Source organism: Aequorivita sp. KMM 9714, assembly GCF_011065475.1.
Taxonomy (GTDB): domain Bacteria; phylum Bacteroidota; class Bacteroidia; order Flavobacteriales; family Flavobacteriaceae; genus Aequorivita; species Aequorivita sinensis.
Map to the genome: position 1 here is coordinate 205,598 of NZ_JAAGRO010000001.1, position 14,405 is coordinate 220,002.

The following is a 14,405-nucleotide window of genomic DNA, read 5'->3' on the forward strand; positions in this document are numbered from 1 at the left end:
AAACTATTCTCTTATATCTTTAAGTCGGAGTTGTAAGCTAACGTTCCCCTGCCACTCGTTTTCATCGATACAATACACTGCTTTAAAAGGCTTGCCATTACAAGCAATATCTTCCTTATCGGCCAAACCAAAACCTATTCCAGTAAATTGATTGGAATTTTCCTGTTTTACCACAAGTCGTAAGTGAGATTTATCCTTACCAACACATTTACCCACACCTACATCGGTTAAATCTTCAGTCATAAATACAGGAGTCATATTCCCCGGACCAAAAGGAGCAAATTGCTTTAAGATTCTATAAAACTTCGGAGTTATATCGACTAAGTCTATCATAGCATCTACACTAATCTCAGGGATTAATTGCTGTGGTGAAATGGTTTCAGAAACAACCTTTTCAAATTCATTTTTAAAATTTTCGAAATCTTCCTCCAGTAAAGTAAGACCCGCAGCGTATTTATGTCCTCCAAATTGTTCAATATGCTCTGCACAACTTTCCAAGGCATTGTAAACATCAAAACCTTTTACAGAACGAGCTGAGGCAGCTAACTTTTCGCCACTTTTTGTAAACACTAGGGTTGGGCGATAATATGTTTCGGTTAATCGAGAGGCAACAATCCCGATAACACCTTTATGCCAGCTTTCGTGATAAACTACAGTTGTATTTCGATCTTCTTCATCATTTTCAATTATTTGTTGAAGTGCTTCTTCTGTAATTTTTTTATCGGCTTCCCTCCTATCACTATTAAACGCTTCAATTTCTGCAGCATATTTCTCGGCATCCTCTTGATTTTCTTCAGTAAGTAAGGTTACAGCATGATTACCGTGCTTCATTCTACCTGCTGCATTGATTCGCGGTGCGATTATGAAAACTACATCGGTAATGGTAAGAGTTTCCTTTTTTACCTCTTTAAGAATTGCTTTAAATCCAGTACGGGGATTGCTGTTTATTACCTTTAATCCATAATACGCTAGGATTCTGTTTTCACCAGTAACAGGTACAATATCGGCTCCAATTGCAGTAGCAACCAAATCTAAATAAAGTAGAATATTATCTAGGCCTAGCCCTCTTTTTTCTGAAAGTGCCTGAATTAATTTAAACCCAACTCCACAACCACAAAGTTCTTTAAACGGGTATTCACAATCTTCTCTTTTTGGATCGAGAACAGCAACGGCCTTTGGTATTTCATCACCTGGCCTGTGGTGGTCACAAATAATAAAATCTATACCCTTCTCAGAAGCATATGCTACTTTATCGATTGCCTTAATGCCGCAATCCAATGCAATTATTAAAGTAAAATCATTGTCGAATGCAAAATCTATCCCTTTATAAGATACTCCATAACCTTCATCATATCTATCTGGAATATAAGTGGAAACATTCGGGTAGTACGTTTTTAAATATGAAGATAATAAGGCAACGCTAGTGGTACCATCTACATCATAATCGCCATAAACCAGAATATTTTCTCCGTTTTCGATAGCTTTTTGAACTCGTTCAACAGCTTTGTCCATATCTTTCATCAAGAACGGATCGTGAAGCTCCTCTAAACTTGGACGGAAAAAACTTTTAGCTTCTTCAAAGGTTTCTATTCCGCGTTGTACCAAAAGATAGGCAACTAACGGATCTACATTCAAATCTTTTGAAAGTGCGTTAACTTTTTGAGAATCAGGTATAGGTTTTAATGTCCAGCGCATATGCTATGAAAAGTATAAACTTTAAGTAGGGTGAAATTAAAAAGGGGGACTTGCAAAATTACAAAATTTGAAAGAGGATAACGAGATTTTTGTTTTTTCATTATTTCGTATCTTTAAGGGTATCGCTCTCCTCCCAACATAAAACCCTAGATTATGAAAAAAATTCTACATTTTTTAGTGCTATTAACGTATGCACTTATGGGAGCTCAAGATGGAGCTTTAGACACTTCTTTTGGTGACGATGGAACCCTTCAAACAGATATTAATGGCGACTCAGATTTTGCCATATCGATCACACAACAAACAGATGAAAAGATATTAGTAGCAGGACAATTTAAAATACAAGGTGAAGTCTTCCCTTCCATCGCTAGATTTAACTTAGATGGTTATTTAGACACTTCTTTTGGCAGTAATGGAGTGGTATTATTTAATCGCCAGAATTATGAAGATGAATACTACAATAAGGTATTAAGCCAAAGTGACGGTAAAATTGTTGCAGGTGGTATTTTTAGTTTGACTTCTAGCGATCAATTAGTAGTCAATAAGTTTTTAGGCGATGGTTCGTTTGATATAGATTTCGGGAACAATGGCGAATTAATAATTTTTTCTGAAAACACTGGTTACGGCGATTTTGCACTATTAAGTGATAATTCTATTTTGGCAGCAGGTAGTTTGTTTGAAAATGGAATTTCTAAAATAGGTTTAAAAAAATATTTGCCAAACGGAACTTTAGACACTTCATTTGGTAATAATGGGGTGGCAATAACAGCGGTAGGAAATCAATCAAATATCGCTAAAAAATTAGTACTAACTTCTGATAATAAAATATTTGTGCTTGCAAATTGTAATCACGATGGAGAGTCCTTGGATGTGTTATTGCGTTATTTGCCTAATGGCTCATTAGATAGTTCTTTTGGAGACAATGGTGTATTGATTATTACAATTGACTCTGAATATTCGTCAAAAAACATTGCTGTATACGAAGATGGGAAAATTGTAGTACAAAGTTCTTATTTTAATTGGCAAAATGAAATAGGGCATAATCTAATATCAAGATACTTAGCAGACGGGAGTACTGACACCTCATTTGGTAGCGGTGGTTTTATAAACCCGAACAATCCCCAATTAGGCATTAATAAAATTGAAGTTCAACAAAATCAACGATTATTAATTTTTGGAGGACTGAATAATCCTGTTGAAGGCGGGGGCAAGTTTTATATGAGGCGTTATCATATTGATGGAACTGTAGACTCAAGCTTTAACTTCGTTACATATTCTTCTGACAATGCTGTTGCAGATATGGTAATTCAACAAGATGGTAAAATCACTTGTTTAGCTAGTACATTATGGTATAATGGGCAGGAAGATATTGTTATGGAGCGCCATTTGAACAATCCGTTGTCTATACCGGAGTTTGACACCAATACAATTGCTATATATCCAAACCCATCAAATGGGATTTTCACAATTGATCGCGGACTGCTTTCTGAAAAAATACCTTTCCAAATAACAGATATTACAGGAAAAATTATCACCTCTGGCGAATTGACTGAAAAACAATCACAGTTGAATCTTTCTTCTGCACAAAATGGTGTTTATTTTCTGAAAACGTATAATAGTGTTTTTAGATTGCTGAAGAATTAAGTGTTTTCTTGGTATTTGGAGCTTGTGATTTAGAATTTGCGAATGGCATTTTGTACTTTCGGATTTCAAACGAATTTAAGCTATGCCATTAGTTACACCTCTTTCCCCAAACCACGATGCCGAAACAAAACAATTGGCCGAATTTTTTAATGAAACATTGGGCTTTTGTCCAAATAGTGTGCTCACTATGCAACACCGCCCTGCGATTAGCAAAGCGTTTATAAACCTGAACAAAGCCGTAATGGCGAATGAAGGACGGGTTACATCCGCTTTAAAAAGAATGATTGCTTGGGTAAGTAGTAATGCCACAGGCTGTCGCTATTGTCAAGCCCATGCCATTCGAGCTGCAGAACGCTATGGAGCCGAGCAGGAGCAACTCGATAACATATGGGAATACAGAACTCACCCTTCTTTTTCAGAGGCTGAGCGGGCCGCATTAGACTTTTCATTAGCGGCAAGTCAGGTGCCGAATGCAGTGAATGATGAAATAAAACAACAACTCTACAAATATTGGAATGAAGGTGAAATAGTGGAAATGCTAGGTGTTATCTCTCTTTTTGGATATTTAAATCGTTGGAATGACTCAATGGGTACTACTATTGAAGAAGGAGCCATTGAAAGCGGTGAGCAATATCTCGGCAAACACGGATGGCATAAAGGGAAACACATCTAATGTAAAACTGACGATCTATAATTTTAGATTTTCGTTATTTCTTGCCCGAAACAACAACTACAATTTCTCCTTTTGGTGGTTTGTTTTCGAAGTGTTTTAAAACCTCTTCTGCAGTCCCGCGTACGGTTTCTTCGTGTAGCTTCGTGAGTTCGCGTGAAACCGATATTTGTCTTTCAGCGCCAAAATATTCAACAAATTGTGCAAGTGTTTTCAGTAATTTATGAGGTGATTCATAAAATATGATAGTTCGAGTTTCTTCAGCTAGAAGTTGAAGACGAGTTTGTCTTCCCTTTTTAACAGGAAGGAAGCCTTCAAATACAAATTTATCATTTGGAAACCCACTGTTTACCAAAGCAGGAACAAAGGCTGTAGCTCCAGGCAAACAATCCACTTCAATACCGGCTTCAACACAAGCGCGCGTTAGTAAAAACCCTGGATCGCTTATAGCTGGTGTTCCTGCATCACTAATTAATGCTATGTTTTCACCGTTTTCAATACGCTTTACAATGCCATCTACAGTTTTGTGCTCATTGTGCATATGGTGAGAATACATTTGAGTATTTATTTCAAAATGCTTCAGTAGTTTTCCACTAGTTCGCGTGTCTTCTGCGTATATTAAATCTACATCTTTAAGCACCTCAACAGCGCGATAAGTCATGTCTTTTAAATTACCTATTGGTGTAGGCACTAGATAGAGTTTTCCCTTCATAGTTTATGGGCGTACAGTTTTTCCGAAGAAATAAGAGATTAGTAATAATACAATTCCAATAAGTGGAAGTGTTATTCCCGGATCATTAATAGAATAATGAGCAAAAGAAGCCAATGCCATATCAAAAAACAGACCTGCATAAGCCCATTCCATCACCCATTTTGGTTTTCGGTATAAAATAAAAAATATGGCAATTATTTTAGCAATTGCCATAGGTATAACTAAATAAGTAGGGTATTGATAATCTTGATAATCACCTTCAATAACCGCTGTATCAGTTAAGTACATAAATGCAGAATATAAAAATAAAGCGCTTAGTAGCCCAGTTGCAATCCAATAAATTGATTTTTGGGCTCTCATAAATTAAGTGTTAGTTAAATCGCTTTTCAATTATATTCATAAACCTTTCGGCATAAACTTCTTTATTTTCCCAATGATTATAGTCTGGTTTTACTTGAGCGTTTAAAAAGGATTGTGCCTCCTCATAACTTTCTAAAGTATTTATTTGTGATAACACACGAGTGTAATCTTCAATTTGCCCATCAAATAAATGCTTTATAAATGCCAACCTATCATTCAATCCTACATTCAATCCTTTATTTACAACATCGTTTAAAGATTTCACTTTTGTTTCAGACGCAGGTTTTCTCTTTTCTTCAACATCTTTCACTTCTACTGGTTCTGAAACTTCAACTGGGTTTGAAAACAAATTTGTTTGCTTTCTTTCAAATTCAGGCATTCTTTGATAGTTAGAAGCAAATTCTTCTAATTCATTTTTTATATGATTTGAAGGCGCTGTATCTGGAGCAGGTTCCTCAGGTGTTTTCGATTCCTCAGGAATTTTTGGTTCCTCAACTTTAGGAAGCAATTCGTCTAGCATTTCATCTATCTTATCGCTTTCTTCAGGCATTTGAGCTACTATATCCTTAATTTTCTCCATTAAAGGTTCAATAAGATCTTCCTTGTGTTCTGGTTGCGGCACAGGCTCAGGCTCAGTAAACCAATTTTCTTCACGAAAACTTTTAGAGTCTAACGATTCTTCTTGTTCAAACTCCTTTTCTGGCTCTGTTTCGTAATCGCCTTCAAGTTGTTTTTCTAGATACTCAAGCACTATCAATTTATCGTAAAGTTCTCTGACTAACCCCTTAACAGATGTGGTTTCAAAGGTACTTTCATTAGCTATTATTTTCTTTGCGACTGTCGATAATTGCTCTCGCAGTTTCTTCTTCATATCTTATTAAATTAAACCGTATTTCTATTTTGTTTTTATAAATTTACGCATCCTTTGTGTAATCATCAACTATTTTTATATACTTATGTAAATACGTTGATTTCCAAAGGCTTCAACCAAACCGCAAGTTGAATATCCTTTTGGTAAAATTATTAAAGTTGAATGTTGCGTGTAAATTTAAACTATGTTTCTTGAAAATACCGTAAATCAGAAAGAACAATTTGGCTGGATTGAAGTAATCTGCGGTTCCATGTTTTCAGGAAAAACCGAAGAACTTATCCGAAGGCTTAAACGAGCTCAGTTTGCACGTCAGAAAGTAGAGATTTTCACCCCTTCCATAGATACTCGTTATGCAGAAGATGCAGTAACGAGTCACGATAGCAACCAAATTAGATCTACACCAGTGCCTGCTGCAGCAAATATTCCAATTCTGGCAGATAATTGCGATGTAGTTGGGATTGATGAAGCTCAATTTTTTGACGATGAAATTGTAAAAGTATGTAACGACCTAGCCAATCGAGGTGTAAGAGTGATTGTTGCAGGACTTGATATGGACTACAAAGGAAACCCCTTTGGGCCGATGCCTGCATTAATGGCAACTGCTGAATATGTAACTAAAGTACACGCTGTTTGCACCCGAACAGGAAATCTTGCTCACTATAGCTATCGTAAAGCTAAAAGTGAATCACTTGTTTTACTCGGAGAAACAGAAGAATATGAACCCTTAAGCCGAGCTGCATTTTATAAAGCACAGTTACGTGACAAAGTCGTAAAACTAGAAGTGAAAGATGTTGAAGAATTAAACGATAAAATTCCTCCTGAAAATACAGGAAAAAAAGCATAACTATGCCCAAAGCAACAGAAACAATATTAGAAATAGACTTAAACGCCTTAAGCAATAATTACAAATACCTTACTTCAAAATTAAAAAACAACACCAAGTTTATGGCTGTTGTAAAAGCCTATGCTTACGGAAGCGACTCAGTTGCTATCGCCAAAGAACTTGTTGATTTAGGTGCAGATTATTTTGCTGTAGCCTATCCAATTGAAGGAGTTACTCTTAGAGATGCAGCAATACAAACACCAATTTTGGTATTACATCCACTCCCTGTAAATTTTGATATTATAGTAAATCGATGCTTAGAGCCTAGTATTTATTCTTTTAAAATATTAGATGAATTCATCGCATACGCCGAAAAAACTAATCAAAAAAACTATCCAATTCACTTAAAATTCAATACTGGGTTGAACCGGTTAGGATTTACAGAAGACGATATTTCATTAATTTCTAAAAAACTAGCAGCTACAAAAAGTGTAAAAGTAAAATCAGCCTTTTCACATTTAGGAGCTTCTGAAGATTTATCAGAAAAAGATTTTTCACTAAAGCAGATTAATACTTTTAAAAGCATTTCTGAAAAATTAACTGCGGAACTTGGATACAAGCCATTGCTACACTGTGCAAACACATCAGGAATTATTAATTACCCTGAAGCACATTTTGATATGGTCCGTTCGGGCATAGGACTTTATGGCTTTGGTAACGATAAAGTAGAAAATAAAAACTTTAAACCAATAGCAACTTTAAAAACGGTTATTTCACAAATTCACACAGTTAAAAAAGGTGAAAGCATTGGGTATAACAGAGGTATAATTGTTGAGAAGACCACTCAATCTGCCACCTTACCGCTGGGTCATGCCGATGGAATTCCACGTTCTTATGGCCAAGGCAAAGGTTGGGTAGTTATTAATGGTAAAAAAGCTCCTATCCACGGAAATGTGTGTATGGATATGATTATGGTTGATGTAACGGATATCGAGTGCGAGGAAGGCGATGAAGCTATTGTATTTGGCACTACTAATACGGCAGAAGATTTATCTGCAGCTATAAACTCTATATCTTATGAGTTACTAACTGCAATTTCACAACGTATAAAGAGAGTGATTTGCCGTAAATAATCAAATCTTATTTTATTGTGATATATTATATAATTATTTTACTAAATTTGGGATTACTAACACATTAAACTAATCAACATGTTAAAAGAATTTAGAGATTTTATTATGACGGGCAATGTCGTAGATCTTGCCGTTGCTGTAATTTTAGCAGGTGCCGTTGGCCTTGTAGTTACAGGATTTACTAACGACATGATTATGCCAATCGTTGGGCATTTTGCAGGTGGAATGGATTTTGCCGATCTTAAGTATGTATTAGATCCAGCTGTAATTGGTCCAGATGGCGAAGTTGTAGAACCAGAAAATGCAGTTATGTGGGGTAAATGGGTAAATTCCATTATTAACCTGATAATTGTAGGATTTGTTTTATTTATGATAGTAAAAGCTTACGGAAAAGTACGTAAGAAAAAAGAAGAAGCTCCTGCTCCAGACCCAGGACCATCTGAAAAGGATATTTTATTAGAAATTCGTGACGAGCTTAGAAAAAAATAATTTTCTTACTTAAGTAACTTTATCAATAAAGATTACTGAGTGGTTCTGATAAATTATCTAAGGATTTTATTGAAATTTTATCGAAGTACCGCTACACTACATATTCTAACCTTAACCCTCTATCAATAAAAAGATAGAGGGTTTTTCTTTGTTTTAATTTGACAACACTGTTAATAGACGAAATAAAATTTCAAATCATTTACAATAGCACAAAGTAGCGTCTATATATGGTTAATTTTCCTTTGTATTAAGGCTTTCCTATTAAGTGAAATTTAACTTGAAACTCATTGCCTGCTTTGTAAAAATCTTTCCGACCTTTGTAGGTGAGTAATTAATAATTCGAGCACGCTAGATTAGTGTATTTACAGAATTAAAATAACGAATAATAATTTTCAGAATATGAAATTAGCTGTAGTTGGTGCAACTGGAATGGTTGGTGAAGTAATGCTTAAAGTATTAGCAGAACGCAACTTCCCTATAGATGAACTGCTTTTAGTAGCTTCAGAAAGATCTATTGGAAAAGAGATGACTTTTAAAGGCAAAACCTATAAAGTAATAGGTCTAGAAGAAGCTGTTGCAGCAAAACCTGATATTGCTTTATTTTCTGCAGGCGGAAGTACATCATTAGAATGGGCTCCAAAGTTTGCTGAAGTTGGTACAACGGTCATCGACAATTCTTCTGCTTGGCGAATGGATCGTGACAAGAAGTTAATTGTTCCTGAAATTAATGCTCATATTTTAACTAAAGAGGATAAAATAATAGCTAATCCAAACTGCTCAACCATTCAATTGGTGATGGCATTAGCACCACTTCATAAAAAGTACAAAATGAAACGCGTTGTTGTTTCTACCTACCAATCGGTTTCTGGAACTGGATTGAAAGCGGTGCAACAAATGGAAAATGAAATTGCCGGAATAAAAGGGGAAATGGCCTACCCTTACCCTATTCATAAAAATGCACTTCCACACTGTGATGTTTTTGAAGAAAATGGTTATACCAAAGAAGAAATGAAGCTTGCTCGAGAACCTCAAAAAATATTAGACGATCGCACTTTTTCAATTACGGCTACAGCAGTGCGAATTCCAACCTCTGGTGGACATAGTGAATCGGTTAACGTTGAATTTGAAAACGAATTTGAATTAGGTGATATTCGTAAAATGCTTCACGAAACTCCTGGCGTTACACTACAAGATAATATAGACACAAACATTTACCCGATGCCAATTTACGCACACGATAAAGATGAGGTATTTGTTGGAAGAATTCGTAGAGATGAAACACAGGAAAACACATTAAACATGTGGATTGTAAGTGACAACCTAAGAAAAGGCGCAGCTACAAATACAATTCAAATTGCGGAGTACTTGGTTGCTAATTCTTTAATATAATTCTTTTGAATTTACTGAGGTATTCTTTCTCTTTTTAAAATACCAAATTCCTATTCCTATTAAAGGAATTAAAAGAAGTAAAAAGTAAACCGAACTTATATTACTTTTTTCTTGAGGAGCATCTGTGGTACCATAATAAACAAATGCACCCCAATAATAAGGTGATTTACGGGTGTTGTCTATAGTTTTGTTTTGGAGATAATCTAAACTAGCTCGATGAAGTGAAAGATTTCGAGAATGGGTTTTATTTAGGTTTTGATAATAACACCCCATTAACTCGGCTGTACTTTTATCATTTACTTGCCACAAAGAAAACAACACATTAGAAGCACCCGCATACTGAAATCCACGCGCTAAACTCAAAGCACCTTCACCTTTTACTACTTTCCCAACTCCGGTGTCACAAGCACTTAAAATCACTAATTGATTAGAAAGTTCAAGCCCATAAAGTTCTTCTACCGAAAATGTTCGATCGAAAAAATTTATTGATGGTCCGCTGCTAAAACTACCTCCAGTTGCGTGAGTAGACAGATGTAAAATTGTATGGGAATCGGCACTTGCAACAAAGTTTTTTACTGTGGCCTTAGTCTCCATTAACATATCAGACTTAAATACTTCGGCTATCGCTTTTGCTTCGTTAACCGAATATTCTAATTCCTGAGCTGAATTTTTAAACACAGGAAACACCCCTAAAACGGATTGCTTTTCATGTAAAGAGGTAGTATTTCTTAAGTATTCAGAAAATGAAACTGTATATGAAACTGTACTTTCAAAAATTAAAAAAGGCATTTCAGCGTAATTAAAAATCGATGATTCTGAAGTTAATAATGTTTGAAAAGGAATAAATGATAAAATCCCATCGGGAATAATTATCAAGTTTTCTGCTTTTGGTAACTGCAGTTTTCTGAAAAGCTTTAAAGAAGAATCAGTAAAGAGCGGTATATCATTGTTAATAGTTGCTGGGTTATCAAAAAAACGATTATAAGAACGAATTGCTTCTATAAATTGATGATGCTCTGTCCTTGATTCGACAATTTTCTTAAATATTAATTTTTCTTTTGAAACAACAAACTGATAAACAACCTCGGAACCAACAAAATAACTTACCAAAGTCTGATTTGAAATTGTAGCCTTATGTATAACTTCATCTAGATCAACAAAGGAGTTTGACATTAGAGAATTCGCTATTTCAGATTGAATATTAGTATATTGTATTCTTTGTTTGGTAAGTAGTGCACTGTATTCTTTTTGAAAATGTACCAACTTATCATAATCAAGATTATTATTTAAAACCTGTTTTTGAATTTGATCACTTATTACAGCGAACTCCTTTTGAAGCTTTTGAAATTCTGAAAACTTTTTATTTTCTGACGAGTTCAGTTTGGCTTTTAAAAACACCGCCTCACTTACAATTCTCCCTTTCACCTTGTTATCGAGCTGTATGGCTTTAGCAATCCATTCTTTGTTTTTAGTTGACTGATATTGCTTATAAAACACTTCCATCATCATCTCACTTCTACGTTTTACGTCTTGTTGAGCTAACAATTTGCTACCCTGAACATACAATTCTGCAAAAAGATAATCACTAACTTCAGAAGCGAGATTAAAAGCTTCTAACGCTTCATCTAAATTACTTTGATTGTTGAGTACATTTCCCTGTAAGTCCAGGGCATCCATTAAAATCGTTTCCGCATGTATTTGATCATTTCTAGGAAGAGACTGTTCTAAATTATATGAAGGAATTAACAACTTATAAATCTGCTGAATTTGAGAAAGAGAATTTTCCATCTGTCCTGAAACAAAATAAGTTTCTGCCAATGATAATTGCATTTTCGAGACTTCTCGAAAATTTATATTAGAGGTGTTATGAAGGATTTTAATTGCCTTTTTTAAATTGAAGATTGCTTTATCATTTTCTTTTTCTGAAAGCTCAACTTGCGCTAAAAGTTGATAAGCTTTTGCGTCATTAGAATTTGATTTTAAAACTTCATTTAAAAGATTTTTGGTTTCTTTTATCTGATGTAAAGCAAAATATGCACTTGCTAAATTAATTTTTAAATCATCATTGGTTGGTGACTCTTTTAGGGCTTGAAGCAAGATATTTTTCGCTTTATGAAATTCTCCTCGACTGTGATATAAAACAGAAAGATTTAAAACACCACTAACTTGCTGTTTAGATTGCCTAGTTTCCCTAGCATAAATTATGTAATGTTTTATAGTGTTTTCTGCTTCAGATAGGGCTTGGGTTTTTATATATAGATTACCTAGAGGCTTTAGACAATATTCAATAATATCGTAGTTACTAAGGTTTTCAGAAAAGTATAGTTGCTTTGCTTTTTCGTAAACATCGATAGCTTTTTGAAGTGCTTTGTTTTGAGTTTCTATATAACCAATATTGCAATAAGCAATGGTTTTCGCCAACAGCACTTCTTTATCTCTTGAGAGCGTAGCATCCACTACATTCAAGAGTTCGAATTGGTTCTCGGAGTTTGGCTGTTCTAAATAGGAATCTAAAAGTGAATAAATAACATCAACATCCTGTGTTTGTGCAACGGAACTTCCGATACAAATCAGGAAAAATAAAGTTCCAGTTATGTGTTTTTTTAAAATTTCCAAATTGCATAGGCTTGAAGTTGAGAAGTGGGTTGGTTAAAGTTTAACACATATCGAACTCCCACACTCGGACCGATTCTAACACCACCTGCATTCACACCTATAAAAACCCCACTATTAAAATTGGTAAAATTTTCGGTGCATTCGGTTTTTTGAAATGTATCATTCGTTTCATCCCTAATTATTCCTTCATCTGGAATATTCAAATAAGCCTCTCCAGTTGTTTCGGTAGAAATTTTACTTTGAAAATCGAGTTTAAGTTGAACTCCAGCACCAACAGCCAAGAAGTTATTTAAGTTATAGCGATAGGAAATAGGCACGAGATAGGCTGTAATATTATTTTCTTTATTTTTTTGTGAAAAACGTTGAAGACTTTCAATTCCAACATCATTAAGGTCGGAGGACTCAAAACTCTTTAACTCCTCGAAGGATGCTGCAGAAACAAAAAATTCACTTTGCCAATACCCACGATACGATTTAAAAGGGGAAACTGTTACTCCGGCAAATACCTCTCGACTTTTATCTACCGAAGGCGTATAAATATACCCAGCTTTTGCTCCTATAGAAATTCCAGGCATAAATCGGGTTGTACTATAATTTGTGATTATGGGTTCATTTTTATCAAAATATATTGCGGTTCGACTCTTAGTCTTCTTTTTATGAAAGTCATCGCCAAACTTCATAGCATATTTCACAAAACCCTTAGTAGAATCGCGTTCCATAACATTTTTTTGTGCTGTACCTGGAAGATAAATGTTTTTGAAAGTGAATATAAGTTTATCCTTTTCTGCTATAGTATCTAAACAAGAATAATTAACCTCTTTTTCTTTCGGACAAATCGGACATTCGGGATACATATCGATTACTTCTAATGTACTTTTATCAAACATCTCTGGAGTGTCAACTTCTAAACGGATTGTGTTTGCTGGACCTTCACCGTCATTTTGAAATTTTACTTTAAACTTCACTTTTTTATATCGAACCAAGCGATAGTTTAATAAGAAACCGTTAGTCGACATTTTATTAGGGTCGTGCGAAGTCACAATCTCCAATTCGGTATCTTTTACGGTATGGTTTCCGTAGTTATTATCAGGAACATAAATGGTTCTAAGCGTTACTAAAGCGCTAGTATCTTTTAGCATTTCAGGGGTGGTTTTTAAGGTTCTAAAAATATGGCGTTCCTCCCCTGGCTGCATGTTTTCGAATTCTATTAGTTGGTGATTCCGGTATAGTTTTCTTGATTCTTCCAGCGTAACTGGCAGCACCAATCTCTTAGTAGAATCCTGAATTATTTTTGTGCGAATACGAGGAATAACTTCTGTTCCAGCCATATAATAATCGGATTCATCAGCTTCAAATTGAGCAGCAAACATTGGATCTATTGGAGCTATTTTTTCACCGTGATGTAAACGAGTATCCTCAAGAATAAAATTGTCGTCTTTAAACTTTTTATCGTTATAAAAAAGATATAAACTTCCACTTGTTACATAATCTTTTGTGTTTTTGTAACTAGTAATTAGCACCATTTCTTCGTCGGGAAGTGGATCGCGATTGGAGCGTATAATTAAGTGTTCATCTTCAGGAAAAATTGAGGGAATAGCTTCAGAAGAATCTAGAGAAGCACTTGCACCATCTATTTCTGTTGAGGTAATTCTAATTTTTTCAGGTCGGCTTTTTGGCGGTTTTCCATTATCGTAATTATTGGTACTCCAAAGCCTAGCAGTATATTCACCTTTATTTTTGTAAGTGTGTTTCGGATTTTTTTTATTGCTATAGTTCCCATCACCAAACTCCCAGTGGTAAGTATAAAAAGCTTTCGGCGCACCTGCTATTTGATTTAGTGGAGGCATTTCTGGAGAAAAGTCAACTTTGTTCCCCATTACATCATAAAATATAGGAGCAGTTCGCGTAAGTGTATCTTGAACTAGACTTTGCCCTACCATACTTATTGAAAATAATAATACAGGTAGTGCAGACAAGAAAGTGCGTAAAAGGTTCACCATAGT

The 14,405-nt window shown here is 35.0% G+C and carries 12 protein-coding genes; 6 read left to right on the forward strand and 6 right to left on the reverse strand.

Annotated elements, in window-relative coordinates; all coding sequences use genetic code 11:
- Nucleotides 1–3: 3 nt before the first annotated feature.
- On the reverse strand, nucleotides 4–1,695 hold the full coding sequence (recJ, locus tag G3A46_RS00945) for a single-stranded-DNA-specific exonuclease RecJ (RefSeq protein ID WP_165144991.1): 1,692 nt from the start codon (nucleotides 1,693–1,695) through the stop codon (nucleotides 4–6).
- A gap of 153 nt (nucleotides 1,696–1,848) precedes the next feature.
- On the opposite strand from recJ, the gene G3A46_RS00950 reads away from it, so the two are divergent.
- Both G3A46_RS00950 and G3A46_RS00955 read left to right on the forward strand, forming a co-directional pair.
- Entirely contained in the window at nucleotides 1,849–3,339 is a 1,491-nt protein-coding gene (locus G3A46_RS00950) for a T9SS type A sorting domain-containing protein (RefSeq protein WP_165144994.1), read from the forward strand.
- Between the two features lie 82 nt (nucleotides 3,340–3,421).
- Nucleotides 3,422–4,012, forward strand: coding sequence for a carboxymuconolactone decarboxylase family protein (locus tag G3A46_RS00955; protein WP_165144997.1), 591 nt, complete (start codon nucleotides 3,422–3,424; stop codon nucleotides 4,010–4,012).
- A 34-nt stretch (nucleotides 4,013–4,046) separates the two neighbouring features.
- Here G3A46_RS00955 and rsmI read toward each other — a convergent pair whose 3' ends face one another.
- Genes rsmI through G3A46_RS00970 form a run of 3 tightly spaced genes read right to left on the reverse strand, consistent with a single transcriptional unit; the run spans nucleotide 4,047 to nucleotide 5,952 of the window.
- Nucleotides 4,047–4,721 (reverse strand): 16S rRNA (cytidine(1402)-2'-O)-methyltransferase, encoded by a 675-nt coding sequence (rsmI, locus tag G3A46_RS00960; protein WP_165145000.1) that lies wholly within the window; start codon nucleotides 4,719–4,721, stop codon nucleotides 4,047–4,049.
- A 3-nt stretch (nucleotides 4,722–4,724) separates the two neighbouring features.
- The gene (locus G3A46_RS00965; RefSeq protein ID WP_165145003.1) at nucleotides 4,725–5,081 is read right to left on the reverse strand and encodes a DoxX family protein; all 357 of its coding nucleotides are present in this window, start codon (nucleotides 5,079–5,081) and stop codon (nucleotides 4,725–4,727) included.
- Nucleotides 5,082–5,091: 10 nt separating this feature from the next.
- Entirely contained in the window at nucleotides 5,092–5,952 is an 861-nt protein-coding gene (locus tag G3A46_RS00970) for a hypothetical protein (protein WP_165145006.1), read from the reverse strand.
- Nucleotides 5,953–6,136: 184 nt separating this feature from the next.
- Between G3A46_RS00970 and G3A46_RS00975 the strand changes: the two genes are divergently transcribed.
- The 4 genes from G3A46_RS00975 (at nucleotide 6,137) to G3A46_RS00990 (ending at nucleotide 9,786) form a co-directional block, all read left to right on the forward strand.
- Nucleotides 6,137–6,796: a thymidine kinase gene (locus G3A46_RS00975; protein ID WP_165145009.1), complete on the forward strand. Its 660-nt coding sequence runs from the start codon at nucleotides 6,137–6,139 to the stop codon at nucleotides 6,794–6,796.
- 2 nt (nucleotides 6,797–6,798) lie between these two features.
- Nucleotides 6,799–7,908: an alanine racemase gene (gene alr / locus G3A46_RS00980; RefSeq protein ID WP_165145012.1), complete on the forward strand. Its 1,110-nt coding sequence runs from the start codon at nucleotides 6,799–6,801 to the stop codon at nucleotides 7,906–7,908.
- A 78-nt stretch (nucleotides 7,909–7,986) separates the two neighbouring features.
- The gene (gene mscL, locus G3A46_RS00985; protein WP_165145015.1) at nucleotides 7,987–8,397 is read left to right on the forward strand and encodes a large conductance mechanosensitive channel protein MscL; all 411 of its coding nucleotides are present in this window, start codon (nucleotides 7,987–7,989) and stop codon (nucleotides 8,395–8,397) included.
- 399 nt (nucleotides 8,398–8,796) lie between these two features.
- The gene (locus G3A46_RS00990) at nucleotides 8,797–9,786 is read left to right on the forward strand and encodes an aspartate-semialdehyde dehydrogenase (RefSeq protein WP_165145034.1); all 990 of its coding nucleotides are present in this window, start codon (nucleotides 8,797–8,799) and stop codon (nucleotides 9,784–9,786) included.
- Here G3A46_RS00990 and G3A46_RS00995 read toward each other — a convergent pair.
- Both G3A46_RS00995 and G3A46_RS01000 read right to left on the reverse strand, forming a co-directional pair.
- Complete coding sequence (locus G3A46_RS00995; protein ID WP_165145037.1) at nucleotides 9,778–12,402, reverse strand: CHAT domain-containing protein; 2,625 nt, start codon at nucleotides 12,400–12,402, stop codon at nucleotides 9,778–9,780. The genes G3A46_RS00990 and G3A46_RS00995 overlap by 9 nt on opposite strands.
- Nucleotides 12,390–14,402 carry a PKD domain-containing protein gene (locus G3A46_RS01000; RefSeq protein WP_165145040.1) on the reverse strand — a complete coding sequence of 671 codons (2,013 nt, stop codon included), beginning with the start codon at nucleotides 14,400–14,402 and terminating at the stop codon, nucleotides 12,390–12,392. The genes G3A46_RS00995 and G3A46_RS01000 overlap by 13 nt, the downstream gene beginning before the upstream one ends.
- Nucleotides 14,403–14,405: the final 3 nt, after the last annotated feature.

Coding starts and splice junctions, on each gene's coding strand:
- recJ (WP_165144991.1), bottom strand. CDS start 1,695: ATGCGCTGGACATTAAAACCTATACCTGATTCTCAAAAAGTTAACGCA.
- G3A46_RS00950 (WP_165144994.1), top strand. CDS start 1,849: ATGAAAAAAATTCTACATTTTTTAGTGCTATTAACGTATGCACTTATG.
- G3A46_RS00955 (WP_165144997.1), top strand. CDS start 3,422: ATGCCATTAGTTACACCTCTTTCCCCAAACCACGATGCCGAAACAAAA.
- rsmI (WP_165145000.1), bottom strand. CDS start 4,721: ATGAAGGGAAAACTCTATCTAGTGCCTACACCAATAGGTAATTTAAAA.
- G3A46_RS00965 (WP_165145003.1), bottom strand. CDS start 5,081: ATGAGAGCCCAAAAATCAATTTATTGGATTGCAACTGGGCTACTAAGC.
- G3A46_RS00970 (WP_165145006.1), bottom strand. CDS start 5,952: ATGAAGAAGAAACTGCGAGAGCAATTATCGACAGTCGCAAAGAAAATA.
- G3A46_RS00975 (WP_165145009.1), top strand. CDS start 6,137: ATGTTTCTTGAAAATACCGTAAATCAGAAAGAACAATTTGGCTGGATT.
- alr (WP_165145012.1), top strand. CDS start 6,799: ATGCCCAAAGCAACAGAAACAATATTAGAAATAGACTTAAACGCCTTA.
- mscL (WP_165145015.1), top strand. CDS start 7,987: ATGTTAAAAGAATTTAGAGATTTTATTATGACGGGCAATGTCGTAGAT.
- G3A46_RS00990 (WP_165145034.1), top strand. CDS start 8,797: ATGAAATTAGCTGTAGTTGGTGCAACTGGAATGGTTGGTGAAGTAATG.
- G3A46_RS01000 (WP_165145040.1), bottom strand. CDS start 14,402: ATGGTGAACCTTTTACGCACTTTCTTGTCTGCACTACCTGTATTATTA.